At 57.5% G+C, this 23,982-nt stretch carries 22 protein-coding genes; 12 read left to right on the top strand and 10 right to left on the bottom strand.

Going from position 1 to position 23,982, the window contains the following annotated elements; all coding sequences use genetic code 11:
- Positions 1-68: 68 nt before the first annotated feature.
- The 3 genes from HV127_RS11285 to HV127_RS11275 all read right to left on the bottom strand — a co-directional run bounded on the left by HV127_RS11285 (position 69) and on the right by HV127_RS11275 (position 5,598).
- On the bottom strand, positions 69-2,834 hold the full coding sequence (locus tag HV127_RS11285; RefSeq protein WP_182236099.1) for a sigma-54-dependent transcriptional regulator: 2,766 nt from the start codon (positions 2,832-2,834) through the stop codon (positions 69-71).
- A 284-nt stretch (positions 2,835-3,118) separates the two neighbouring features.
- On the bottom strand, positions 3,119-4,564 hold the full coding sequence (locus HV127_RS11280) for a tagaturonate reductase (RefSeq protein ID WP_182236097.1): 1,446 nt from the start codon (positions 4,562-4,564) through the stop codon (positions 3,119-3,121).
- 11 nt (positions 4,565-4,575) lie between these two features.
- On the bottom strand, positions 4,576-5,598 hold the full coding sequence (locus HV127_RS11275; protein WP_182236095.1) for a zinc-binding alcohol dehydrogenase family protein: 1,023 nt from the start codon (positions 5,596-5,598) through the stop codon (positions 4,576-4,578).
- Between the two features lie 141 nt (positions 5,599-5,739).
- Here HV127_RS11275 and HV127_RS11270 point away from each other — a divergent pair, with 141 nt between their 5' ends.
- Together HV127_RS11270 and HV127_RS11265 are read left to right on the top strand one after the other, a co-directional pair.
- A complete protein-coding gene (locus tag HV127_RS11270; protein WP_112215104.1) occupies positions 5,740-6,654 on the top strand; it encodes a GntR family transcriptional regulator in 915 nt (304 codons plus the stop codon).
- Between the two features lie 180 nt (positions 6,655-6,834).
- The gene (locus HV127_RS11265; protein WP_182236093.1) at positions 6,835-8,196 is read left to right on the top strand and encodes an MFS transporter; all 1,362 of its coding nucleotides are present in this window, start codon (positions 6,835-6,837) and stop codon (positions 8,194-8,196) included.
- 3 nt (positions 8,197-8,199) lie between these two features.
- Here the strand turns inward: HV127_RS11265 and HV127_RS11260 are convergent, their stop codons facing one another.
- Positions 8,200-9,036, bottom strand: coding sequence for a GNAT family N-acetyltransferase (locus HV127_RS11260; protein WP_182236091.1), 837 nt, complete (start codon positions 9,034-9,036; stop codon positions 8,200-8,202).
- A 32-nt stretch (positions 9,037-9,068) separates the two neighbouring features.
- Here HV127_RS11260 and HV127_RS11255 point away from each other — a divergent pair, with 32 nt between their 5' ends.
- Positions 9,069-9,602, top strand: coding sequence for a GNAT family N-acetyltransferase (locus HV127_RS11255; protein WP_182236089.1), 534 nt, complete (start codon positions 9,069-9,071; stop codon positions 9,600-9,602).
- A gap of 70 nt (positions 9,603-9,672) precedes the next feature.
- Positions 9,673-10,536 (top strand): MurR/RpiR family transcriptional regulator, encoded by an 864-nt coding sequence (locus HV127_RS11250; RefSeq protein ID WP_182236087.1) that lies wholly within the window; start codon positions 9,673-9,675, stop codon positions 10,534-10,536.
- Here HV127_RS11250 and HV127_RS11245 read toward each other — a convergent pair.
- The 5 genes from HV127_RS11245 to HV127_RS11225 all read right to left on the bottom strand — a co-directional run bounded on the left by HV127_RS11245 (position 10,533) and on the right by HV127_RS11225 (position 15,519).
- Positions 10,533-11,132: a 2-dehydro-3-deoxy-6-phosphogalactonate aldolase gene (locus HV127_RS11245; RefSeq protein ID WP_182236085.1), complete on the bottom strand. Its 600-nt coding sequence runs from the start codon at positions 11,130-11,132 to the stop codon at positions 10,533-10,535. The genes HV127_RS11250 and HV127_RS11245 overlap by 4 nt on opposite strands.
- The gene (locus tag HV127_RS11240) at positions 11,119-11,991 is read right to left on the bottom strand and encodes a 2-dehydro-3-deoxygalactonokinase (RefSeq protein WP_182240629.1); all 873 of its coding nucleotides are present in this window, start codon (positions 11,989-11,991) and stop codon (positions 11,119-11,121) included. Before HV127_RS11240 ends, HV127_RS11245 begins: the two co-directional genes overlap by 14 nt.
- Before the next feature lie 10 nt (positions 11,992-12,001).
- Positions 12,002-13,489 carry a sodium:solute symporter family protein gene (locus tag HV127_RS11235; RefSeq protein WP_182236084.1) on the bottom strand — a complete coding sequence of 496 codons (1,488 nt, stop codon included), beginning with the start codon at positions 13,487-13,489 and terminating at the stop codon, positions 12,002-12,004.
- Positions 13,490-13,676: 187 nt separating this feature from the next.
- Complete coding sequence (locus tag HV127_RS11230) at positions 13,677-14,069, bottom strand: RidA family protein (RefSeq protein WP_139539310.1); 393 nt, start codon at positions 14,067-14,069, stop codon at positions 13,677-13,679.
- A gap of 10 nt (positions 14,070-14,079) precedes the next feature.
- A complete protein-coding gene (locus HV127_RS11225) occupies positions 14,080-15,519 on the bottom strand; it encodes a D-aminoacylase (RefSeq protein ID WP_182236083.1) in 1,440 nt (479 codons plus the stop codon).
- 201 nt (positions 15,520-15,720) lie between these two features.
- Here HV127_RS11225 and HV127_RS11220 point away from each other — a divergent pair, with 201 nt between their 5' ends.
- Positions 15,721-16,935: an amino acid deaminase gene (locus HV127_RS11220; RefSeq protein WP_182236082.1), complete on the top strand. Its 1,215-nt coding sequence runs from the start codon at positions 15,721-15,723 to the stop codon at positions 16,933-16,935.
- Between the two features lie 294 nt (positions 16,936-17,229).
- Here HV127_RS11220 and hpaR read toward each other — a convergent pair whose 3' ends face one another.
- Complete coding sequence (gene hpaR / locus HV127_RS11215) at positions 17,230-17,670, bottom strand: homoprotocatechuate degradation operon regulator HpaR (protein ID WP_182236081.1); 441 nt, start codon at positions 17,668-17,670, stop codon at positions 17,230-17,232.
- Between the two features lie 287 nt (positions 17,671-17,957).
- Between hpaR and HV127_RS11210 the strand changes: the two genes are divergently transcribed.
- The 7 genes from HV127_RS11210 (at position 17,958) to hpaI (ending at position 23,896) form a co-directional block, all read left to right on the top strand.
- Positions 17,958-18,590 carry a fumarylacetoacetate hydrolase family protein gene (locus tag HV127_RS11210; protein ID WP_182236080.1) on the top strand — a complete coding sequence of 211 codons (633 nt, stop codon included), beginning with the start codon at positions 17,958-17,960 and terminating at the stop codon, positions 18,588-18,590.
- The gene (locus HV127_RS11205; RefSeq protein WP_182236079.1) at positions 18,587-19,351 is read left to right on the top strand and encodes a fumarylacetoacetate hydrolase family protein; all 765 of its coding nucleotides are present in this window, start codon (positions 18,587-18,589) and stop codon (positions 19,349-19,351) included. Before HV127_RS11210 ends, HV127_RS11205 begins: the two co-directional genes overlap by 4 nt.
- Positions 19,348-20,814, top strand: a complete 1,467-nt coding sequence (hpaE, locus tag HV127_RS11200) for a 5-carboxymethyl-2-hydroxymuconate semialdehyde dehydrogenase (protein ID WP_182236077.1) — start codon at positions 19,348-19,350, stop codon at positions 20,812-20,814. The genes HV127_RS11205 and hpaE overlap by 4 nt, the downstream gene beginning before the upstream one ends.
- A 1-nt stretch (position 20,815) precedes the next feature.
- Positions 20,816-21,673 (top strand): 3,4-dihydroxyphenylacetate 2,3-dioxygenase, encoded by an 858-nt coding sequence (gene hpaD / locus HV127_RS11195; protein ID WP_182236075.1) that lies wholly within the window; start codon positions 20,816-20,818, stop codon positions 21,671-21,673.
- A 12-nt stretch (positions 21,674-21,685) separates the two neighbouring features.
- On the top strand, positions 21,686-22,066 hold the full coding sequence (locus HV127_RS11190; RefSeq protein ID WP_112215119.1) for a 5-carboxymethyl-2-hydroxymuconate Delta-isomerase: 381 nt from the start codon (positions 21,686-21,688) through the stop codon (positions 22,064-22,066).
- 224 nt (positions 22,067-22,290) lie between these two features.
- Entirely contained in the window at positions 22,291-23,094 is an 804-nt protein-coding gene (gene hpaH / locus HV127_RS11185; RefSeq protein ID WP_182236073.1) for a 2-oxo-hept-4-ene-1,7-dioate hydratase, read from the top strand.
- 10 nt (positions 23,095-23,104) lie between these two features.
- A complete protein-coding gene (gene hpaI, locus HV127_RS11180; protein ID WP_182240627.1) occupies positions 23,105-23,896 on the top strand; it encodes a 4-hydroxy-2-oxoheptanedioate aldolase in 792 nt (263 codons plus the stop codon).
- The last annotated feature ends 86 nt before the right edge of the window (positions 23,897-23,982 follow it).

Here is a 23,982-nt window from a genome sequence, read left to right as displayed (position 1 = left end):
TTAATTGCAACCGGCGTGCCAGAAACAGTGGCGCGCCGGTTAGCGTAAGGACGAACAGACGAAAGGAATTAAAACTCTTGATCTTCCTGAATAAATTCCGTTTCCCGCGTCAGGATGTCATGAATGTAATACAGCTCAACCGGGGGGATTTTGACACTATACCCACTCTCTATGACACTAAAGGCCTCACGCAGAATAACTAGCTCACTCTGCGGACACTGCCTTCCCGAGTAATGGGTCGGTGAAGCGTTGCGAATTAACCGCTCAATCAGACAGCTTATATGCACATACAGCGCCACCTTACGATCGTTGGGCACATCGCAGCCGGCCAGGTGCTCATAGCGCAGTAAAAACTGCTCAACCTGATTGATCACCTTCCCGGTATCGAGGATCGTCACCGACTCGATCACCCTGCGTAGCGAGAAATTCTTCAGGATCAGGTTATTGATTTCGCTGACCTGCTCCGCTGTCGCCAGTTCGCCGAAGATACGCATCAGCGGCCGGCTTCCTTCGCCTGAAATCAGCGAATCGAGCGAGATCCACGGCAGTTCGGCCAGATGCGGATCCAGGGTGCCGACAATCGCCAGCACCTCGTAGCGGCTCAGCATCGACTCCCGCCGTGCGGGATCGGCGAGCGTTTCCACATCGCAGGCCACAATATCAATGCCGAGGGATTCAGGAATGCTGGCCTTTAACAGCGCCGACAAGTTAGCTGCCGCACCCAGACCGGTGGCGCAGGTCGTGAGAATCGCCCGCGGTTTGTCGGTTTGCGGATAGTAGAGCTGATGCTCAACCGCGAGGTCATCGCCAATCTCACGGACGATATCTTCCAGCATATCGCCCTGTAAAATGCGCTCGCCAACGTACATCGCCATCCCGGTCGAGACGTTATTAATAATCGCCATCGGGGTGGTCAGGCGGCGGTTAAAGTGGCTATGAATCGCCTTCAGAGAACCCATATCGACCAGAATGATCAGCCCGGAGGCCAGCGCGTGGCTCTCAATGTAGCTTATCACCTGGTCGGCGATAGCCTCCGGCGTGACGTCGAGCGGCATATCAAATGACTCAAACAGCTGGCTTTTCAACAGCCGGTTCGCCACGTTAGCGATACTGCTGGCGGTGGCGTAGCCGTGGGCCACAATTATCGCGCGAGTCACCTGCTGCTGGCTGATTGCGCCGGTTTTTTGCAGCCACAACACCAATAACAACAGGTCAATGCGCCGGGGCTCGATATCCAACTTCAGCGCCAGCGCGGCGAGGATCTCTTCGCAAAAGCGATACAGCAGCGGGAATTTCTGCGCCAGAAAGTCCTCCAGTTGGCGGCTTTTCTCGCTGCTCATCCGGGACTGTGCCTGGCGGGAACGATGTATCAGGTAGTGGCTCAGGGCGTAGATACAGTTGCCGTTAAACTGGATATTGAAACGCTTTTCAAGGCGATAAAACTCTTCCCGCACCTGGTGGGTGATCAGCAACAGCATATGCGAGCTGTTGGCATCGTGATTATCAAAAATTAGCCGGTCAAAGAGGGTTTCAATCTCCTCGCCCATGCTTTTTTGCGCCTCTTCCCAGTGCATTTTTTTACTCAGAACCGCCTCGTACAGCGCCAGAACGCGGCATTGAGTATCGTAAATCAGCCCCTGCACCGGGTCGCGCGCGCGCAGCAGCCAGACCAGGCTGGTCTGCGGTTCGACGAGCAGCGGCTCCTCCTGGCCCATCGGTTCACTCAGCGCAGGCGTTGCGGCCATGATATTTTCCGGCAGGTCATGCAAAGTGACGTTAAGCACCTCGCTACCGGGGCATTTAGCCCATGCCGACGCCACCGCGTACTTAATCACGTTCTTCAGTTCACCCACGTTGCCGCGATAAACATAGTGAGCCAGCACCTGTAAAAGCCGCGGCGTCAGCTGAAGCCGGGCGGCGAGCGTGCGCGCCTCCTGCCAGAAAAACTGCAACGTTAACGCTTCTTTCTCGTGACGACTGCGGTTTTGCAAATCCGGCAGGCTGACGAGGATTGGAATGCGGCGAATAAAAGTGGTCAGAAAGGTGCTGTGAATATCTTCGGTGGTGGCAAATACCAGCCGCAGCGAAATCGGCAACCCCTGCGCCGTTTCCCCCACCCGGTAGATCTCCTTGCGGTCCAGCCAGGTGAAAAGCTTCTCCTGCCCCTGCGCATCCAGGCGATGGACTTCATCAAGAAACAGCATACCGCCGTTTGCCGCCTCAAACGCCCCGGCTTTATCGCTCTGCGCGCCGGTAAACGCGCCTTTGACATAACCAAACAGGTTGGCGGCCAGCAGCTCCGGATTGCTGGCATACTGGGCGCAGTTAAAGCTGATAAACGGCGCATCCGGCTCCAGCAATCCCTGAGCGATAGCGAACTCGTGCATCAGCTCCGCCATATAGCTTTTGCCGGTGCCGCTGTCGCCGGTAATCAGCAGCGGTAGCCCGCCGTTGGGATAAAACAGCGCGGTTTTCATCTGCTCAATGGGCTTACGCAGGCTGCCATCATGGCCGGTCAGTAGTGAAAAATGATCCGCCTGCTCCGGCTGCCGGTCGCTTTCAGCAAGCAGCTCCGCCATGCTGGCGTACTCGCTGCGGGAAAGGGGGAAGAACTGCTGGCGAAAGGCTTTTTTATGCAGAAAATAGACCGGGCGAGTGTTGATCTTCACCAGCACATCCTGGGTAACCAGCTGGTTCAGATAGTGGCTGGCGGTATTTCTTTGCATCGCAAAACGCTGGGCCAGATAGCTGGCCGTGAAGACTTCGCTCAGGTTATCCGGATCAAAAAAATCGGTCTGATTTTGCAGAAAAGCCAACAGTTCTGTTTTACGCATGCATCCCCCATCATCGCCATCGCAGGCACTTAGAGCCTCCCCCAGTAGGCGTTATTGGCGCAGGCAGTTTGAACACGGCCAGCGCGGAAGAACCGGAGCGTACACGTAGTACGTGAGGATTCTGAGCACTGCCCAGGTTCAAAATGGCAAGCAAAATAGCCCTAATGGGATAGGCTCTTATGATGCGGGAAATCCACCAACCATTGGCGCTTAATTCATTTTTTGCGGTTCAGAGCACAAAAAAAAACGGCGTCCAAATCCGCGGACGCCGCACAACAAACCGGCTACAGCCGCACCAGGGCCTCGCGCATTCCTGCGCTCAACATCACTTCCAGATACCGCGTGACTTGTTCAGCCAGTCCGGGAATCACCGTTAAATCCTCGCCCCAGTGCTTTTTATCCTGTAACACCTCCACCACCAGTTCATGCAGAGCACGACCGTTCGCCACCTGCGTCCAGCCTTCAGCAAAGCGGGTTAACCAGACGTCATCATCCTGTAGCGGATACGTCTGCCCGTCACGCTGGCCGCGATAGAAGGCAATCAGCGCCGCCAGAGCGAACGTCAGGCGCGGCGGAATCGCACCATGCTGGCGAATATCCGTCAGCAGCTGCGGCAGGATCCGGGTACGGAATTTGGTCATACCGTTAAGCGCAATCGACAAAAGCTGATGGCGGATATACGGATTAAGAAAGCGCCCGGTGACGGCATCAGCAAACTGCCGTAACTCGTCGGCAGGTAAATTGAGCGCCGGAATAATCTCTTCGCCGATGGTTTGTTGCACATAATGGCGAATGGCTTCGTCCTGCATCGCTTCGCCAACGGTATCCACGCCACATAGCCACGCCACGGGAACCAGCGCGGTATGCGCACCGTTGAGAATGGCGACTTTGCGCTCTTTGTAGGGGCGAATATCGTCGACGATGCGAATATTGAGCGGGCAGCGGTCGAGCCGCAGTTTCTCCGCCAGCGTCTGCGGCCCCTGAATAACGAACAGCCAGAAGTATTCGGCGGTATCAAGGAACGCATCGTGATAGCCCAGCTCCGCTTCCAGCTTTTGCGCTTCATCGCGCGGGTAGCCGGTCACGATACGGTCAACCAGCGTGGAACAGAAGGTATTGGCCGTTTCAATCCAGTCGCTAAAAGCCGCAGGCAACTGCCACTCTTGGGCATAGCGCAGCACCAGCGCCTTCAGCGCCTCGCCGTTATAATCAATCAGCTCGCAGGGAATAATCATCCAGCCCTTATCTGCTGCGCCGTCGAAATGGCGGAACCGTTCGAGCAGGAGCTGGGTCAGCTTCGCCGGGAAGCTCACCGGCGGCATATCGTCAGGCCGGTCTCCGGCATGGTAGCTAATACCCGCTTCGGTGGTGTTCGAAAACACGAACTCAATTTCCGGGTTACGGGCCAGGGCGAGATAACCGGCAAAATCCTGCCAGGGGTTGATCTCGTTATTAACGGAGCGAATAACACGCGCCTCGCTCACCGCCTCGCCGCGTTCATCCAGTCCGCGGATCACCGTGGTGTAAAGCCCGTCCTGGGTATTGAGCGACGGCGGAAACTCGGTGTTGATCGGGCGAACGATGGTCACCCCAGCGGCCAGATCGGTTTGCTCATTCAGCAGATCCAGTTGCCAGTCGATGAACGCCCGCAGGAAATTGCCCTCGCCGAACTGAATCACCCGCGTCGGGTACTGAGCCCCCGGAAACTCTTTTCTGTTTAACGTTTTCATGGCCTTCCCTGCTAAAAATGAATGACGCCTTTGATCAGCTGGCGATTGTTAATCACTTCGCTTTCATAGATTTCAGCCAACGATTTGAAATCGTAACGGTGGGTCAGCATCATACTGGCAGTCACTTTCCCCTCAGCCATCAGCCGCCCGACTTTGGCAAAATCCTCTTCTGTCGCATTGCGACTCCCCATCATGGTCGTCTCTTTCTTATGAAACTCCGGGTCCGAGAACTGCAGTTCGCCTTTAAACAGGCCGACGAAAACAATGCTGCCGCCGTGGCGAATTAAATTCACGGTGTTATTCATCGCATGCTGGTTCCCCGTCGCGTCGATCACCTTCTGCGCCAGAGAGCCGCCAAACGTCTCACACAACTGGTCGGTAAACTGCGGGTCAGAAGGGTCGAGGGTAGTCAGGCCAAGATGCTGCGCTACATGATCGCGTCGCGCCGGGCTGGTATCCGCCACCACGACCTGCGCCCCGTCGGCTTTGGCGATTGCCGCCGCGCCCAGACCAATCGGTCCCGCACCAACCACCAGCACCTGCTCTCCCGGCTGAATATCTGCGCGACGCACCGCGTGGGCGCTAATGGCGAACGGCTCAATCAGCGCCACCGCTTCAGGATCAACGTCATCAACCACCAGCAGGTTCTTCACCGGCACGCTGAGATACTCGCTAAATCCGCCGTCGCGATGCACGCCGATCACCGAAATCTTCTCACAGCAGTTTGTCCGCCCGCTCAGGCAGGCCGGACACTGACGACAGGCCACGTAAGGAATAACCGCAACCTGCTGTCCGCTCTTCAGATTAAGAATATTTTTACCGAGGCCAATAATCTCACCGCATATTTCATGGCCAAGTACTCGTGGGTAGCTAAAAAAGGGTTGATTACCGCCCCACGCATGAATATCCGTCCCACAAATCCCCACCGCTTTTATTTTAATCAGAACTTCATCATTGCCAGGAATGGGAATCTGGCGTTTTTCCCAGTTAAGTTTTTTGGGTTCCTGACACACTAATGCATTCATCGACGTCATAATTATTGCCTCCGTATTTGTTGGCTTAGATATCGATGAAAAAAACAATCCAGGATAAAGTCATTGCCAAAATTGTGAAACCTCGCGCACAAAACCGTTTTAAATCCGGTTTTAATATCTAAAAAAACAGGGAGTCTATGTATGAGCCGTTCACAAAACCTTCGTCATAACGTGATTAACCAGGTCATTAACGATATGGCGCGCGGCTTTATCCCCTCGCCGCTGCCCTCGCAAAGCGCGCTGGCGGAGATGTACAACATCAGCCGCACCACCGTGCGCCATATCCTCAGCCACTTATGCGAGCGCGGCGTGCTGAGTCAGGTCAATCAGGATTACCTGATCCTCCGCCTGCCCGAAGTGCAGGACGGTTTCGACGGTTCCAGCGCCTCGCTGGCCGAACAAAATCGCCTCTTTGAGCAGGCATTTTTCACCATGATCAACCAGCGGCAACTGCGCGCTGGAGAGATGTTTTCCGAGCTACAGCTGGCGCGGGCCGCGGGCGTCAGCCCGGTGGTGGTCAGAGAGTTTTTATTGAAGTTCAGCCGCTACAACCTGATTGAAAGCGAAAAACGCGGTCAGTGGAATATGAAGAAGTTTGAGCAATCCTGGGCGGAGCAGCTGTTCGAGCTGCGCGAAATGCTGGAAACCCACGCGCTCCAGCACTTCCTCAACCTGCCGGATAACGATGCCCGCTGGCTACAGGCAAAAACCCTGCTTGAGCGCCATCGGGCGCTGCGGGACAGCATCGGCGACAGCTTTCGCATGTTCTCACAGCTCGATCGAGATTTTCACACGCTACTGCTTTCCGCTGCTGATAATATATTTTTTAATCAATCACTTGAAATCATTTCTGTTATCTTCCACTTCCACTACCAGTGGGATGAGAGCGACCTTAAGCAGCGCAATATCATCGCCATTGATGAACACATGACTATCCTGAGCGCGCTCATCTGCCGCAGCGATCTGGATGCCAACCTGGCGCTACGTAACCACCTGAACTCCGCGAAACAATCAATGATTAACTCCCTCAAGCAGAATGAATCCCTGCTTTATTAAGTACCGATTAAAAACAGCAAATGATTATCAGGAGCACAAATCTAAAAATGTAATCCAATGAGATGGAAAAGGTTATTTATGCTGATAACAAGTCGACTTACTTTACTGTTAAATGTGTGGGTGGTGTTTAAAACCGCTCAATGTCACTTGTCGTTCAAATAGAATAGCCAGGAGTCCGGCGTGGAACCCAAAAATATAGCTATCGACCCGCAAACCACCTTTGAAAAAGGGAAAGTGGAGACAATTTCAGCTCCGTTAAATAATACATTGCAGCGTAGCGCTCGCATTAAGAAAATTCAGACCACGGCAATGATTCTGTTATTTCTGGCGGCGGTTATTAACTACCTTGACCGAAGCTCATTATCCGTCGCTAACCTGACCATCCGCGAGGAGCTGGGATTAAGCGCCACCGAAATAGGGGCTCTGCTGTCGGTCTTCTCTCTGGCCTACGGTATCGCACAGCTCCCCTGCGGGCCGCTGCTGGACCGCAAAGGTCCGCGCATCATGCTGGGGCTGGGGATGTTTTTCTGGTCACTGTTTCAGGCCGTTTCGGGGATGGTGCACAGCTTTACCCAGTTCGTCCTGGTGCGCATCGGCATGGGGATCGGCGAAGCGCCGATGAACCCTTGCGGCGTCAAGGTGATCAACGACTGGTTTAATATTAAAGAGCGCGGGCGTCCGATGGGCTTCTTTAACGCCGCCTCAACTATTGGCGTCGCCATTAGCCCGCCGATCCTCGCCGCGATGATGCTGGTGATGGGCTGGCGTTGGATGTTTATTACCATCGGTGTGCTGGGGATTTTTGTCGCTATCGGCTGGTATATGCTCTATCGCAACCGGGAAGATATCAATCTCACCGCCGACGAGCAGGCATACCTGAATGCCGGAAGCGTCAACGCTCGCCGCGATCCATTAAGTTTCGCCGAATGGCGCAGTCTGTTCAAAAACAAAACCATGTGGGGAATGATGCTGGGCTTCAGCGGCATCAACTATACCGCGTGGCTGTATCTGGCCTGGCTGCCGGGCTATCTGCAAACGGCGTATAACCTCGATCTGAAAAGTACTGGTTTTATGGCCGCGATCCCGTTCCTGTTCGGTGCCGCAGGCATGTTAATCAACGGCTATGTTACCGACTGGCTGGTTAAAGGCGGCATGGCCCCGATTAAGAGCCGCAAAATTTGCATCATTGCCGGTATGTTCTGCTCCGCCGCGTTTACGCTCGTCGTACCCCAGGCGACAACATCAATCGTCGCGGTGCTGTTAATCGGTATGGCGTTATTCTGTATTCACTTTGCCGGAACCTCCTGCTGGGGATTGATTCACGTCGCGGTGGCTTCACGAATGACCGCTTCCGTCGGCAGCATTCAGAACTTCGCCAGCTTTATCTGCGCGTCCTTTGCCCCAGTGGTGACCGGATTTATCGTCGATACCACCCACTCATTCCAGCTGGCGCTGATTATCTGCGGCTGCGTCACCGCCCTTGGCGCGCTGGCCTATATTTTCCTGGTTCGCCAGCCGATTAGCGACCCGCGTAACGGCTAAACCTTACCGCCCTGCTGACGATGGGGCGCTAAATTCCACGCTCATCTCATACTGCTTTAAGGCCAATGGCGCATAGCCTGCGGCTTTAAACAGCGGGGTAAAGGTTTCCGGGATGGTCACCGACGTGCCGAGCCCCGGAAACTGGCGGGCAAGAGCAATCAGCATTTCCCGTCCCAGCCCGCGCCCGCGGGCGGCGGGTTCAACCCACAAAAACTGGAGCTGCGGCCTGCTGGTTAACGTCGCCAGCACGGCAAAGGCCTGCTGATTGAGGGTGAACGCCCGACACGGCAGGGTGCTGAAAGTGAGTGGGTCCATCAGCCACGGCAGCTGGCCGTTGACCTCGGCACCGGCCCTGCGCGTCAGGGCCAGCACATCACAATCTTGCAATACGGGTGGCTCATCACTTCCGACCTGTGAACTTAAATAGCCGCACAGCCCGTGCCGCACCTCGAAGCCCAGCGATTGATACAGCGCGACCGCAGCGTGATTTTCGCGGATCACCTCCAGCCACATCCGCCGCACTCCCTGAACCTGCAAAGAGGCAATCAGCGGCGTCATTAACCGACGCCCAAGCCCTTTACCGCGATACCCGGACCGCATCCCGAAAGCCGCTAACCGGGCTTCATCGCCACGTCGGGCGACAACGGCCATTGCTGCGGGTACATCGCCATCCAGCCAGACGCAGGAATCCAGCAGGCTCAGCCCTTCGGCGCTGAAGCGCTGGACAAAAACCTCCACCGACAGCACGACGGGAACCAGGTAATCCTCAAAACAGTCGCTGAGAATCACCGTCAACTGCTCAATGCTGAATTGAGTGGCCGGAACGGCGGTAAGCTCCATGTTTTTCTCCCGAAGGCTGCTATGCTGAGGTGATGAAAACTACCACTATAACCGCCACCACCACATTACGCCTGACTCAGGAGAGCGATATCCCTCTCCTGCCCGCTATTGAGCGCTCTGCCGCCCAGGCTTTTCGCCAAATCCCGGCGCTGGCCTGGCTGGCGCAAAGCGAGGTGATAAGCACCGAACGCCACCGGCTGTTTCTTGAAACCGAGCACAGCCTGTTGGCCGTGGCCGATGAACAACCGATAGGCTTCCTGCTCACCGAACCGCTGGATGATGCGCTGTTTATCGTCGAGATTGCTGTCCATCAGGCGTGGCAAGGACGAGGCATTGGCCGCATGATGCTGGAGCAGGTGATTGAGAATGCCCGAAGAGCGGAATATCCAGCGGTCACGCTCACCACTTTTCGCGAAGTGCCGTGGAACGCGCCGTTTTATACCCGTCTGGGCTTTTCGATGCTGGACGAGCTGACGCTGCCGTCAGGGCTGGCGGCAAAAAGGGAGCTGGAAACGGAACATGGACTGGCACCAGAAACGCGCTGCACCATGCGGCTGGCGCTGTGACCTCCGGCGCTGCTTTCAGTGTCTGAATATGGTACAAAGTATCATTCAAAACTTACCCGCTGATACCCGTATGTCCTGGTCAATCGATATCATTTCCTGCATTACCGATCGCTTTGTTGAGCTGACGGCGACCGAAAAGCGCATCGCGCAATTTATTCTCGATGATGTCGCGGCGGCGGCGGAGCTGCCTATCGCCGAGATGGCGCGGCTGACCAACACCAGCCAGGCCTCGGTCACCCGCTTCGCACGGGCGCTGGGCTGCAAAGATGTTCGCGAACTGAAGATGAAGCTGGCGCAATCTCTGGCGATCGGCCAGCGGTTTATTCTCGATGTCCCGGACCTTGAAGGCGTGCAGGGGATCTATGAATCGATTATCGGCGTGCTGGAAACCAACCGCCGGGCGCTGGATATCGAAGCGCTGAAGCGCGCGGTCAGCTGGCTGAGCGACGCGCGGCAGATCCTGGCCCTCGGCATGGGCGGCGGCTCCACCATCTGCGCCCAGGAAATTCAGTATCGTCTGTTTCGCCTCGGCCTGCCGGTAGTCAGCCAGAACGACGGCCTGCTGGTGCGCATGATGAGCTCGGCGGTGACGCCAAAGGATGTGGTTATCGTGCTGTCATTAGGCGGCTATACCCAGGAAATTATTGAAAGCGCGGCGATCGCCAGCCAGTACGGTGCGAAGGTGATCGCGATTACCCCCGCCGGAACGCCGCTGGCGGAGCAGGCGGATCTGGTACTGCCGCTGCTGGTACGCGAAAACGACTATATCTTCAAGCCCAGCACCTCACGCTATGCGATGCTGGCGATGGTTGATGTGCTGGCCACCGAACTGGCGATGGCCAACAAAACCCAGGCCAAAGGCCGGCTGCGGCGTATTAAGCTGGCGCTCGACAGCCACCGCGGCGGCGTCGACCGCCAGCCGCTGGGTGACTAAACCGCGCTAGCGGCGATAAACCTCCCTGCCTGCTGGCGGGTGCGTTCCACCGCCTGCCCGGCGCGATAAAGATCGCTCCCCAACCCGGCTCCGGCACACCCGGCCTGCACCCAGGTCGTCAGATTCTCCGGCGTCACGCCGCCTACCGCCAGCACTGGCACTTCCGGCGGCAGCACTGCTTTCAGCGCACGAATATAGTCCGGGCCAAAAGCGGAAGAGGGAAAAATCTTCAGCCACTGCGCCCCGGCATCCAGCGCGCTAAACGCCTCCGTCGCCGTCGCGCACCCGGCGCAGACCAGCAGCCCGCGCGCCACCGCCTGGCGGATAACCGCAGGCTGGGTATTCGGCGTGACGATAAGCTTCGCTCCGGCATCGGCCAGAAAATCGACCTGCTCAACCTTCAGTACCGTCCCTGCGCCAATCATCGCCTGCTCGCCAAACTGCGCCACCATCTGCGGGATACTTTGCTGCCAGTCCGGCGAATTGAGCGGGATTTCGATATAGCGAAACCCTGCGCCAATCAGCGTATCAATATGCTCTGCCGCTTCTGCGGGGCGAATGCCGCGCAAAATCGCCACCAGTTTAAGCTTGTCCATTCATTATCCTCGCCATGCCGCTCAGCAATGCCTCGTCGCCGCTACAGCTGTTGACCGTCATCCCGCACGCCATCATCGCCCGACGATAGCGGGCATTCAGCGCCGGGTCCCCCACCAGGCTGACGGTTGATGTACGGTAACGCTGACCCAGGGTTGCGACCTCAGCGCCAATCAGCAGCCCGGAGAGATAGTCGCTGACCGATGTCGCCGCCAGCGCCCCCAATACCCGTGCCGCCCTGGCGACAAACAGTTCGCTAATTAACGAGGGCTGCGCCAGCCCCTTTTCCAGCCCCAGTTCAAAAGCGGCGTCGTCCGGCAACTGGGCCGTAAGCCCCTTGCCGAGCAGCGATTGCGTCATCAGCAGATGATGCAGCTCGCCGGTCATCGCGGTAGCAAAGTGGCGCACCACGCCGCGCTCTACTTGCACCCATTTACAGTGGGTGCCCGGCATCACGTAGCACTCCGCCGGGGCCAGTTGCCACGCGCCCAGCAGCTGCGTCTCTTCCCCGCGCATCACGTTGTACTCCCCGACCTGTTCAATCTTGAGGCCGGGAATAATCCACACGCCTTCGGCAACGGCAAACAGCTGTTGCCCTGGGGCATCAATCGCCGCCGGACAAGGCAAGTACGGCACCGATTGCCAGCCCGCGTCGCTGCCGATCATCCCGGCCATCAGCACCGGAAGCTTCTCTGCGCCGCGCCAGGGAGCCAGGTGCTGCTGGAATACCTCCTCAGGCAGCTGTCCGTTGAGGCGAGTCACGCCCAGCGGCAGCTGCTTCGTCTCGACGCACTGGCCGTTGCGAATCAACCAGCCGCGCAGCTGGGTGGAGCCCCAGTCGACGGCAATATAGTTATTTATCCCCATTTCCTTAGCCCCGCGACGTATTGCGTTTGCCAATCGGCAGCGGCGGCGCAGATGGGCGACTTTCACGTTCCTGGGTGATCATCTCCAGCGCTTCCTCACGGCTCATCTTGCTGGCAGGCGTAAGCAGTGTGACCACCACTGAGGCCACCAGGCTGGTCAGCACCGACGGAATACATGGGTTGCCCCAGAAAGCCATCCAGTCGCTGTCCATCAGTACCACCACCGATGCCCCTGCGCCGCCTGCCAGCGCGGCAACCGCGCCCTGCCAGTTAAAGCGATTCCAGAAGCGGCCAAGCATGGTGCAGATAAACATCCCGGACATAATCATTGAGATCATTTTGGTGATATAGCTGATGATGTCGTTAGAGGTAAGCGCGAACAGCAACGCCAACGCGATAACCAGCACGAGGAACATCCGCGACAGGCGAATCGCTTTTTCCGGCGCAGGCATATGCCCGGTGACGAGGGTATAGAGGTCGCGCAGCATGATGGACACCGCGGCAATCGCGTCGGAGCTGCCTGACGACATATTGGCCGACATCCCGGCAATCAGAATTGCCATCGCCAGCACTGCCGGCAATACCTGCGTGGCAAACAGGAAGGCGAAACCGCTGTTTTCCAGGTTCGCATTCATGGTCCACACCGCCATGCCGATAATCGCTGGCAGGAAGGAGAAGCCAAGGTACAGCAGACCCGTGATGGTGAAAGACTGACGTACCGAGGAGACCGTCTTCGCCGAATAGATTCGCTGACGATAAGAAGGTGTCGCCAGCACGCCAACACCAATGACTATCGCCAAAGAGAACGCAGGCAGAATACCCAGTTTATCCACGGCAAATAAACTTTGCGCCGCCGGGTCAACCGCTTGCTGAATATGGCTCCAGCCGCCAACGTGATGCACCGCCAGAATCGCCATCAGAATAAAACCGACAAACAGCACGATGGATTGAATGGTATCGATCCAGACTACCGCCGAGTAACCGCCGATACCGACATACACCACAAAGGCCAGGGCGATAATGATTTTGGCAACGTTAATATCGATACCACTGGCCCAGGCAAGATACAGACCGCCCCCTAAAATATGTGCACCAAGCCAGCCAATTGAGGCAATAAAAATAAGGATAGCGACCAGGTTTTTAATTATTTTGCTGCCGCCGGTGTAATAAGACATCTCTTCGCTCATGGTCATAAAGCGAAATTTACGTACCGGAGCAAATAGCCACGCCACCAGCAGGATCCCTATCGCGCCGCCAAGACCATACAGCATCCCCGCCCAGCCGTTAGTGTAGCCAAAGCCCACCGCACCAACGCTTGATCCGGTACCGACCATGGTACCGACGGTTGAACCCAGAGTCAGGATCATCGGCAGAGAACGGCCGCCCAGTAAAAAATCTTCACCCGTCTTTTGCTTACGCGACACATACCAGCCTAACGTAATCATGGCGCAGGCATAGACCGAGAACCAAATCAAAAAGGACATATTATTCATTGCTCACATCCAGACGTAATAAATAATACTCGTACTGCTGAATATTATAAGTTGATAGAAACAATGCCTGAAAAAAGGCAAAGCGACACCGCTGGTGCCAGCCTGTTTATTCAGTCTGGCGCCAATATCACACTTTTTTGCTTATTCCTCCCCGAGCGGAGAAGAATGTTATTTTTCTCGCGCGGTTTTACACGCGCGCCGCGTTATAACAGGTCACATCCACTTCGACTTTGCAATCCACCACCAGGTCCGCCACGCAGCAGATGCGGGCTGGCGGGTTATCACCAAAGAACTCGCGGAACACTTTGTTGAAGGACTGGAAATAGCGCGAATCGGTGAGGATCACTTTGACGTGTACGACGTCGGCGAGGGTATAGCCCGCTTCGGTCATGATATCCACGCAGTTCTGAATCGCCAGACGCGCCTGGTCGACAATCCCCCCTTCCACCACTTCGCCATCTTTCATCGGCGTCTGACCGGAGACGTACAGCCAGCCACCCGCTTCCACCGCGCGGGCGAACGGCAGATGCTGCCCGCCGGTGCCGGTTCCGCCTTCCACGCCATAACGTTTAATACTCATCTTTCACTCCTTAGCTCATTCGGCGGCGCAGGAAACGCCCTGCGCGCCCGGTAATCTTTTTATAGCTGCCGTAGCTCATCACGCCGTTGACCATCACCGCTTCTATACCGTCCGCCGGTTGTTTCGGGTCGGAGAAGCTGGCGACATCGCGCACCGTTTGCGGGTCAAACAGCACCAGATCGGCGAAGTAGCCCACTTTCACCAGCCCACGATCCGCAAGCTGAAAGCGTGCCGCCGAGAGGCCGGTCATTTTGTGAATGGCGGTGGTCAGCGGAAACAGCTGTTCATCGCGACTGTAGTGACCTAGTACCCGAGGGAAAGCCCCCCACAGCCGGGGATGCGGCATCGGGTCGTTCGGCAGGCCATCGGAGCCGATCATGGTGACCGGATAGCGCAGCACCCGCCGCACGTCCTGCTCGTCCATGTTGTAATAGATTGCACCTGCGGGCATTAGCCGCGCCGCCGCATCATGGAGGCTCACCTGCCAGCCATCGGCAATTTGCTTGAGGGTTTTACCGGCCTGTTCCGGCTGCGCTTCGGACCAGGTGATAACGATGTCGAACTCATCGGTCACCTGCTTCATATCCAGCGTCGACGAACTGGCGGAATAGGGGTAGCAGTCGCAGGCAATCTCCTGGCGCTGGCGCATCTCATCGAAAAAAGCCAGCGTCTCCTTCGTGCGGCCCCAGTTCTTCGCCCCGGCGCACTTGTGATGCGAGACCACCACCGGCACGTTGCCGTGGCGACCAATGCGGAACGCTTCGTCGAGCGCTTCCAGAATCGGTTCAAACTCCGAGCGCAAGTGGGTGGTATAAATTCCCTTCTCCGTCGCCAGCTCTTCCGCCAGCGCCATCACCTCTTCAGTGGTGGACTGGAATGCGCTGGCGTAGGCCAGACCGGTACTCAGCCCCAGCGCCCCCTGACGCAATGCGTCGCGCAGTTGAACACGCATCCCGGCGATTTCGCTTTCCGTCGCCGGGCGGAACAAATCATCCATATGATTGTTGCGCAGCGCGGTATGACCAATCAGCGTGCCAACGTTCAGTGACGGCTTCGCCGCCTCCACCGCGTGGGCGTAAGCCTCAACGGTGGGATAAATAAATTGCTCCTGCTCGCCCAGCAAGTTCATCGGGTCCGGCACGCCGTCGCGCATGGTTGCCGTCGCCGCGCTGATCCCGCAGTTGCCGACAATCACCGTCGTCACCCCCTGGCTCAGCTTGGGCAAATACTCCGGCATACGGATGACGTTGATATCGTCATGGGTATGCACATCGATAAACCCGGGGGCCAGTACACGCCCCAGCCCCTCAACCACCTGCTCCGCCGCCAGATTCAACGCCGGGGCCATATCCACAATCCGATCGCCCTTCACCGCTACGTCACCACGAAACTGCGGCCCGCCGCTGCCGTCGATGACGGTGACGTTTTTGAAAAGCCAGTTAACTTTCATCGCAATTACTCCCTTTCAACTCTGCCGACAAGTTAACCATTTACAAGGCGGAAAAACAGTGGAAAACTACGCAAAAACCAGATCAATTTATGATACTTTTATTCATTAAACATAACGATCACATATTAAATTTATATTTATCAATAAATTAAAATTGATACCCAACTTTTATCCGAGCATAAACCCTGAAAGGATAGTGTTATGAAATACCATTCCGATACGCTTGTCCCGCACAAAGCCGCCGTGATGTCCGCCCCGGCAAATCTGCTGGCAGAGGATATCTGCCTCCCCGCCGCGCTGCTGAAAAAAACGGCACTGGAAAATAACATCGCCTGGATGCAGCGCTACGCCGATGCGCGCGGCGTCTCGCTGGCACCGCACGGTAAAACGACGATGACGCCGTGGATTTTTCAGGCGCAGCAGCAGGCGGGCGCATGGGGGATCGGCGTGGGTAGCGCCTGGCAAGCCAGCGCGGCGATGGCCAGCGGCGTGCAGCGCGTTTTGATGGTCAACCAACTGGTCGGCAAGGCCAATATGCAGGTGGTATCGCGCCTGAAAGAGCATTATCGGGCGGCGGATTTTATCTGCTGCGTGGATAGCCTTGCCAATGCCCGCACGCTGTCGGCGTTTTTCAGCGAGCGGCGGCAAACGCTGGATGTGCTGATTGAGCTGGGTGTGCAGGGCGGGCGCTGCGGCTGTCGCAGCGTTGAGGACGCGCTGGCGCTGGCACAGGCGGTGGCGGAGCTGCCGGGCCTGAAGCTGCGCGGTCTTGAGCTGTATGAAGGGGTTTTGCACGGCGACGATCCGCAGCCGCAGGTTGAAGCCCTGCTGCGCCAGGCCGCCGAACTGGCCTGTCGAATGGCGCCGCTGGTTGAGGGCGAGTTTGTGCTGACCGGCGCCGGTACCGTTTGGTACGACGTGGTGTGTAACATCTGGCTGGCGGCGGAGAAACCGGCGAACTGCCGGATCGTTATCCGCCCCGGCTGCTATATCACCCACGACCGGGGGATCTACGATATCGCACAGCAGGAGCTGGTGGCGCGGGATCCGATCGCCTGCGATCTGGGCGGCGACTTAACCTCGGCGCTGGAGCTGATGGCGATGGTCCAGTCGGTGCCGGAAGCGGATCGCGCGGTGGTTAACTTCGGCAAGCGCGACTGCGCCTTCGACGCCGGACTGCCGCAGCCCATCGCCCTCTATCGTCACGGTGCGCAGCTATCCGCCGAGGGGATCGCGAGCGTGGGGATTATGGATCAGCACTGCATGCTGCACCTTGCACCGGGCAGCGACGTGCAGGTCGGCGATATTCTGGTGTTTGGTACCTCGCACCCGTGCCTGACGTTTGATAAATGGAAAACGCTGCTGCTGGCGGATGACCAATACAACGTGCTGGAAGAACTGGATACGCTGTTCTAAATGGTGCCTTTCCCGGAGGCGGCGCGCTGCGCCTGTCCGGGCTACCAGCCCATAAGCGGCTGTGAACCGTAGCCCGGACAGGTGCGCCAGCACCGCCTCCGGGGATTTTCACAGCTCCGGGCTACCAGCCCGTAAGCGGCTGTGAACCGTAGCCCGGACAGGTGCGCCAGCACCGCCTCCGGGGATTTTCACAGCTCCGGGCTACCAGCCCGTAAGCGGCTGTGGATCGTAGCCCGGACAGGTGCGCCAGCACCGCCTCCGGGGATTTTCACGTTTTCACGGCTCCGGGCCATCTTACGACTCCTCTTCCTCTCCTCTTACCCCGTTACCCAGCGCAATAAACTCCTCCAGCAGCGCGGTCAGTTGCTGCATTTTCTCTGCGGTGAACTCGGCTTCAATCAGGCGATAAGCCTCTTCTACCTGGGTCTGCGCGCTGTCATATAGCTTCAAACCCGCTGGCGTCAGCGAAACGTACAGCTTGCGCTGGTCGTTGACCGGCTTTAGGCGCAACACCAAACCGTCTCGCTCCATGCGGGTGAGAATACCGGTCAGGCTCGGGCGTAAAATACAGGCGCGAAAAGCCAGGTCGTGGAAATCCATCGACGGATTTTCGCCAAGAATGCGCACGATACGCCACTGCTGCTCGGTAAGATTATGGCGTTTAACGATCGGCCTGAAATGGGCCATCGCCGCTTCCCGCGCCTGCAATAGCGCGATGGTTAACGAATCATGCATCACATACCTCTAAATAAAACTACCATTCTGTTAATAAGTTAATAATTAGCGTTAATTGCCTCATAACGCAACCGGTTTCTGCCTCTGAAAAGTACCAGATGGTACAGGGTAAAATCATTATCAATTGATTTATAAAGAATAAAAAATTATAAGTGTAAATTTATTGTTAATCACATCACAAAATATTCACTTCTGTTTGCCAAACGTTTCTGCAAAGCATAAAAGATGATCATTAACATATTAATGAAATATCTTCGATTCCGAAATCAGCAGCAAAGGAGTGGTGAATGAAAGGTACCATCTTCGCCGTAGCGCTTAACCATCGCAGCCAGCTTGATGCCTGGCGCGAAGCGTTCCAACAGGCCCCCTACAAAACGCCGCCGAAAACCGCGGTCTGGTTTATCAAACCGCGCAATACCGTGATCGGCAACGGCGAGAACATACCTCACCCGCAGGGCGAAACCGTACAGAGCGGCGCGACCGTGGCGCTGATCGTCGGCAGAACCGCGCGCAAAGTGGCCGCAGAAGAAGCCGCCGCTTATATTGCTGGGTACGCGCTGGCTAACGACGTCAGCCTGCCGGAAGAGAGCTTCTATCGTCCGGCAATCAAGGCCAAATGCCGCGACGGCTTTTGTCCGATTGGCGAACTCGCGCCGGTCAACAACGTCGATAATCTAAATATCATCACCGAAATCAACGGTCGCGAAGCGGACAGCTGGAACACTGCTGACCTCCAGCGCTCCGCCGCCGAGCTGCTGAGCGCCCTGAGCGAATTCGCCACGCTCAACCCCGGCGACGCCATTCTGATCGGCACCCCGCATAACCGCGTCACGCTGCAACCCGGCGATCGCGTGCGCATTCTCGCCGAGGATTTCCCGGCGCTGGAAAACCCGGTGGTCGCAGAAGGAGAGCTGGCATGAAACAAGCACGCATTGAATGGCAGGGACAGCAGCACGATGTTCAGGTTGATGAACGCGACCAGGTTCGCCTGGCTGACGGCAGGCTGCTAAACGAGGGCGAATTCCGCTGGTTGCCGCCCGCCGACGGCACGCTGTTCGCGCTGGGCCTGAACTACGCCGATCACGCCAGCGAGCTGGAGTTTAAGCCTCCCACCGAACCGCTGGTGTTTATCAAAGCGCCGAACACCTTTATCGGCCACCAGCAGGAATCGGTACGCCCGGATAACGTCGAGTACATGCACTACGAAGCCGAACTGGTGGTGGTGATCGGCAAAACCGCGCGTAAAGTCGCCGAAGCCGACTCCATGGAGTACGTCGCCGGGTATACCGTCTGCAACGACTACGCCATCCGCGACTATCTGGAAAACTACTATCGCCCCAATCTGCGGGTGAAAAGCCGCGACACCCTGACGCCGATCGGCCCATGGATCGTCGCGAAAGAGTCGATCCCGGATCCACATAACCTGGCGCTGTGCACCTGGGTCAACGGCGAGCTGCGCCAGCAGGGCACCACCGCCGATCTGATCTTCAGCATTCCGTTCCTGATCGCTTATCTCAGCGAGTTTATGACCCTGCAACCGGGCGACATGATCGCCACCGGTACGCCTAAAGGGCTGTCGGACGTGGTGCCGGGCGATGAAGTGATCGTCGAAGTGGAAGGCGTCGGCCGCCTGGTCAACCGTATCATCAGCCAGCAAGCGTATGAGGAGAAGCTGTCATGAAAAAGATAAACCACTGGATCAACGGCAAAAACGTCGCTGGCGCCGAGTATTTTCATACCACCAACCCGGCAACCGGTGAAGTGCTGGCGGAAGTCGCCTCCGGCGGTGCCGATGAAGTAAATCAGGCGGTGGCGGCAGCGAAAGAGGCGTTCCCGAAATGGGCCAATCTGCCGATGAAAGAGCGCGCACGTCTGATGCGTCGCCTGGGCGATCTGATCGATCAGAACGTGCCGGAGATCGCCGCCATGGAGACCGCCGACACCGGCCTGCCGATCCACCAGACCAAAAATGTGCTGATCCCACGAGCGTCGCATAACTTCGAATTTTTCGCCGAAGTGTGCCAACAGATGAACGGCAAGACCTACCCTGTTGACGACAAGATGCTCAACTACACCCTCGTACAGCCGGTCGGCGTCTGCGCGCTGGTGTCGCCGTGGAACGTGCCGTTTATGACCGCCACCTGGAAGGTCGCGCCGTGCCTGGCGCTGGGCAATACTGCGGTGCTGAAAATGTCCGAGCTGTCGCCGCTGACCGCCGATCGCTTGGGCGAACTGGCGCTGGAAGCGGGCATTCCGGCGGGCGTACTGAACGTGGTTCAGGGCTACGGCGCGACGGCGGGCGATGCGCTGGTACGCCATCACGACATCCGCGCGGTGTCGTTTACCGGCGGTACCGCCACCGGGCGCAATATCATGAAAAACGCCGGGCTGAAAAAGTACTCCATGGAGCTGGGCGGCAAATCACCGGTGCTGATTTTTGAAGATGCCGATATCGAGCGCGCACTCGACGCCGCGCTGTTCACCATCTTCTCGATCAACGGCGAACGCTGCACCGCCGGCTCGCGCATCTTTATTCAGCAGAGCATCTATCCCGAATTCGTCAAACGTTTTGCCGAACGCGCGAACCGCCTGCGCGTCGGCGATCCTGCCGATCCGAACACTCAGGTGGGAGCCCTGATCAGCCAGCAGCACTGGGAGAAGGTTTCCGGCTATATCCGCCTCGGTATTGAAGAGGGGGCAACCCTGTTGGCAGGCGGCCCGGATAAACCGACCGATCTGCCTGCGCATCTGAAAAGCGGTAACTTCCTGCGCCCGACGGTGCTGGCGGACGTCGACAACCGCATGCGCGTCGCCCAGGAAGAGATTTTTGGCCCGGTAGCCTGTCTGCTGCCGTTTAAAGACGAGGCGGAAGGTCTGCGCCTGGCCAACGATGTGGAATACGGCCTCGCCTCTTATATCTGGACCCAGGACGTCAGCAAAGTGCTGCGTCTGGCGCGCGGCATCGAAGCCGGAATGGTGTTCGTCAACACCCAGAACGTCCGCGACCTGCGTCAGCCGTTCGGCGGCGTGAAGGCCTCCGGCACCGGCCGCGAAGGCGGCGAATACAGCTTTGAAGTATTCGCTGAAATGAAAAACGTCTGCATCTCGATGGGCGACCATCCGATCCCAAAATGGGGAGTCTGATATGGGAAAGTTAGCATTAGCAGCAAAAATCACTCACGTGCCGTCGATGTACCTTTCTGAACTGCCGGGGAAAAACCACGGCTGCCGTCAGAGCGCTATCGATGGGCATAAGGAAATCGGCAAGCGGTGCCGCGAACTGGGCGTTGATACGATTATCGTTTTCGATACTCACTGGCTGGTGAATAGCGCCTACCACATTAACTGCGCCGACCATTTTCAGGGCGTCTATACCAGCAACGAGCTGCCGCATTTTATCCGCGACATGACCTACGACTACGACGGTAATCCGGAGCTGGGGCACCTTATCGCCGATGAGGCCGTTAAGCTCGGTGTACGCGCCAAAGCGCACAACATCCCGAGCCTGAAGCTGGAGTACGGCACGCTGGTACCGATGCGCTACATGAACGCCGATAAGCATTTCAAAGTGGTCTCTATCTCGGCGTTCTGCACCGTTCACGATTTTGCCGACAGCCGCAAGCTGGGCGAAGCCATTCTTAAAGCTATCGAGAAATATGACGGCACCGTGGCGGTTTTGGCCAGCGGCTCCCTGTCGCATCGCTTTATCGACGATCAGCGTGCGGAAGAAGGTATGAACAGCTACACCCGCGAGTTCGACCATCAGATGGACGAGCGCGTCGTGAAGCTGTGGCGTGAAGGTAAGTTCAAAGAGTTCTGCACCATGCTACCGGAGTACGCCGACTACTGCTACGGCGAGGGCAACATGCACGACACGGTGATGCTGCTTGGCCTGCTGGGCTGGGATAAGTATGACGGCAAGGTGGAGTTTATTACCGAACTGTTCGCCAGCTCCGGTACCGGCCAGGTCAACGCCGTGTTCCCGCTGCCGGAACATGCCTAAGGAGAACGCAGAATGCCGCATTTTATCGCCGAATGTACCGATAACATCCGCGAACAGGCCGATTTACCGGGTCTGTTCAGCAAAGTGAACGAAGCGCTGGCGGCGACCGGCATCTTTCCCATCGGCGGCATTCGCAGTCGCGCCATCTGGCTGGATACCTGGCAGATGGCCGACGGTCAGCACGATTACGCCTTCGTGCATATGACGCTGAAGATTGGCTCCGGGCGCAGCCAGGAGAGCCGTCAGGACGTGGGCGATATGCTGTTCGCGCTGATTAAAGCTCATTTCGCCGCACTGATGGAGAGCCGCTATCTGGCGCTGTCGTTTGAAATCACCGAGCTGCATCCGACGTTGAATTACAAACAGAACAACGTGCACGCGCTGTTTAAATAATGCGCGCTCGGTCAGTCCCCTCACCCCTTTGGGGGAGAGGGTTAGGGTGAGGGGGGCTCTCTGCGGCCTGATGCCCTCACCCCGGCCCTCTCCCACGGGGAGAGGGGGAAAACCACCCCGGCTTCCGGCACATAACACAAAGCGACACGAACCGTAGGCCGGGTAAGACGCACTCGCGTCGCCACCCGGCGCAGCAGCACCGAACGACGTAACAGGAAGCAACTATGCTCGATAAACAGACCCATACTCTGATCGCCCAGCGGCTGAACCAGGCGGAAAAACAGCGCGAACAGATCCGCGCTATTTCGCTGGATTACCCAACGATCACCATCGAAGACGCCTACGCCGTACAGCGCGAATGGGTCAACCTGAAAATCGCCGAAGGCCGCGTGCTTAAGGGTCACAAAATTGGCCTGACCTCAAAAGCAATGCAGGCCAGCTCGCAAATTAGCGAACCCGACTACGGCGCGCTGCTCGACGATATGTTTTTCCACGACGGCGGCGATATTCCTACCGACCGCTTTATCGTCCCGCGCATCGAAGTGGAGCTGGCCTTCGTGCTGGCCAAACCGCTGCGCGGCCCCAACTGCACGCTGTTTGACGTCTACAATGCGACCGACTACGTGATCCCGGCGCTGGAGCTGATCGACGCCCGCTGCCACAACATCGACCCGGAGACCCAACGCCCGCGCAAGGTTTTTGACACCATCTCCGATAACGCCGCCAACGCCGGGGTGATCCTCGGCGGTCGGCCCATTAAACCCGACGAGCTGGATCTGCGCTGGATCTCCGCCCTGCTCTATCGCAACGGCGTGATTGAAGAGACCGGCGTCGCCGCAGGGGTGCTCAATCATCCGGCCAACGGCGTGGCCTGGTTGGCAAACAAGCTCGCACCATACGACGTCCAGCTGGAAGCCGGACAGATTATTCTCGGCGGCTCCTTTACTCGCCCGGTTCCGGCGCGCAAGGGCGACACCTTCCACGTCGACTACGGCAACATGGGCTCGATTAGCTGCCGCTTTGTTTAAGGGGAACATGATGAATAACGCCTTTAAAGACGCCTTAAAAGCCGGTCGCCCGCAGATTGGTCTGTGGCTGGGACTCACCAGTAGCTACAGCGCCGAGCTGCTGGCCGGTGCCGGGTTCGACTGGCTGCTGATCGATGGCGAACATGCGCCGAATAATGTGCAAACGGTACTGACCCAGCTCCAGGCAATCGCCCCCTATCCCAGCCAGCCGGTGGTGCGTCCGTCGTGGAACGACCCGGTGCAGATTAAACAGCTGTTGGACGTTGGCGCACAAACCCTGCTGGTGCCGATGGTGCAGAACGCCGACGAAGCGCGGCTGGCGGCGAAGGCTACTCGCTATCCGCCCGCAGGCATTCGCGGCGTCGGCAGCGCCCTCGCCCGCGCCTCGCGCTGGAACCGCATCCCCGATTACCTCCATCAGGCCAACGACGCGATGTGCGTGCTGGTGCAAATCGAAACTCGCGAAGCCTTGAAAAACCTGGCGCAAATTCTCGACGTTGAAGGCGTGGACGGCGTGTTTATCGGCCCGGCGGATCTTAGCGCCGACATGGGCTTTGGCGGCAATCCGCAGCATCCGGAAGTGCAGGCCGCCATCGAACAGGCTATCGCGCAGATTCGCGCAGCGGGCAAAGCGCCGGGGATCCTGATGGCTAACGAACAATTGGCGAAGCGTTATCTGGAACTTGGCGCGCTGTTTGTCGCCGTCGGCGTCGATACCACCCTGCTGGCTCGTGGCGCCGAAGCGCTGGCGGCACGATTTGGCGCGGAAAAAACGACCAACGGTTCGTCAGGCGTCTACTAACGCCGGGTGGCGCTACGCTCCTACAACAACATCGAACCGTAGGCCCGGTAAGCGCAGCGCCGCCGGGCAAACAGCAGTACCCTACA

Origin of the sequence: Klebsiella sp. RHBSTW-00215, from assembly GCF_014103785.1 — a bacterium.
Classification (GTDB): Bacteria; Pseudomonadota; Gammaproteobacteria; order Enterobacterales; family Enterobacteriaceae; genus Klebsiella.
The sequence above is the reverse complement of the archived record's forward strand: the minus strand, read 5'-3'. Positions and strand labels throughout refer to the sequence as shown.

Excerpts from the sequence above, each read along its gene's own strand:
- hpaH (WP_182236073.1), top strand. The coding sequence starts at position 22,291 with ATGCTCGATAAACAGACCCATACTCTGATCGCCCAGCGGCTGAACCAG.
- hpaR (WP_182236081.1), bottom strand. The coding sequence starts at position 17,670 with ATGCATGATTCGTTAACCATCGCGCTATTGCAGGCGCGGGAAGCGGCG.
- HV127_RS11275 (WP_182236095.1), bottom strand. The coding sequence starts at position 5,598 with ATGACGTCGATGAATGCATTAGTGTGTCAGGAACCCAAAAAACTTAAC.
- HV127_RS11220 (WP_182236082.1), top strand. The coding sequence starts at position 15,721 with ATGAAATACCATTCCGATACGCTTGTCCCGCACAAAGCCGCCGTGATG.
- HV127_RS11210 (WP_182236080.1), top strand. The coding sequence starts at position 17,958 with ATGAAAGGTACCATCTTCGCCGTAGCGCTTAACCATCGCAGCCAGCTT.
- hpaE (WP_182236077.1), top strand. The coding sequence starts at position 19,348 with ATGAAAAAGATAAACCACTGGATCAACGGCAAAAACGTCGCTGGCGCC.
- HV127_RS11270 (WP_112215104.1), top strand. The coding sequence starts at position 5,740 with ATGAGCCGTTCACAAAACCTTCGTCATAACGTGATTAACCAGGTCATT.
- HV127_RS11260 (WP_182236091.1), bottom strand. The coding sequence starts at position 9,036 with ATGGAGCTTACCGCCGTTCCGGCCACTCAATTCAGCATTGAGCAGTTG.
- HV127_RS11190 (WP_112215119.1), top strand. The coding sequence starts at position 21,686 with ATGCCGCATTTTATCGCCGAATGTACCGATAACATCCGCGAACAGGCC.
- HV127_RS11255 (WP_182236089.1), top strand. The coding sequence starts at position 9,069 with ATGAAAACTACCACTATAACCGCCACCACCACATTACGCCTGACTCAG.
- hpaI (WP_182240627.1), top strand. The coding sequence starts at position 23,105 with ATGAATAACGCCTTTAAAGACGCCTTAAAAGCCGGTCGCCCGCAGATT.
- HV127_RS11225 (WP_182236083.1), bottom strand. The coding sequence starts at position 15,519 with ATGAAAGTTAACTGGCTTTTCAAAAACGTCACCGTCATCGACGGCAGC.
- HV127_RS11280 (WP_182236097.1), bottom strand. The coding sequence starts at position 4,564 with ATGAAAACGTTAAACAGAAAAGAGTTTCCGGGGGCTCAGTACCCGACG.
- HV127_RS11235 (WP_182236084.1), bottom strand. The coding sequence starts at position 13,489 with ATGAATAATATGTCCTTTTTGATTTGGTTCTCGGTCTATGCCTGCGCC.
- HV127_RS11245 (WP_182236085.1), bottom strand. The coding sequence starts at position 11,132 with ATGGACAAGCTTAAACTGGTGGCGATTTTGCGCGGCATTCGCCCCGCA.
- HV127_RS11285 (WP_182236099.1), bottom strand. The coding sequence starts at position 2,834 with ATGCGTAAAACAGAACTGTTGGCTTTTCTGCAAAATCAGACCGATTTT.
- HV127_RS11230 (WP_139539310.1), bottom strand. The coding sequence starts at position 14,069 with ATGAGTATTAAACGTTATGGCGTGGAAGGCGGAACCGGCACCGGCGGG.
- hpaD (WP_182236075.1), top strand. The coding sequence starts at position 20,816 with ATGGGAAAGTTAGCATTAGCAGCAAAAATCACTCACGTGCCGTCGATG.
- HV127_RS11250 (WP_182236087.1), top strand. The coding sequence starts at position 9,673 with ATGTCCTGGTCAATCGATATCATTTCCTGCATTACCGATCGCTTTGTT.
- HV127_RS11205 (WP_182236079.1), top strand. The coding sequence starts at position 18,587 with ATGAAACAAGCACGCATTGAATGGCAGGGACAGCAGCACGATGTTCAG.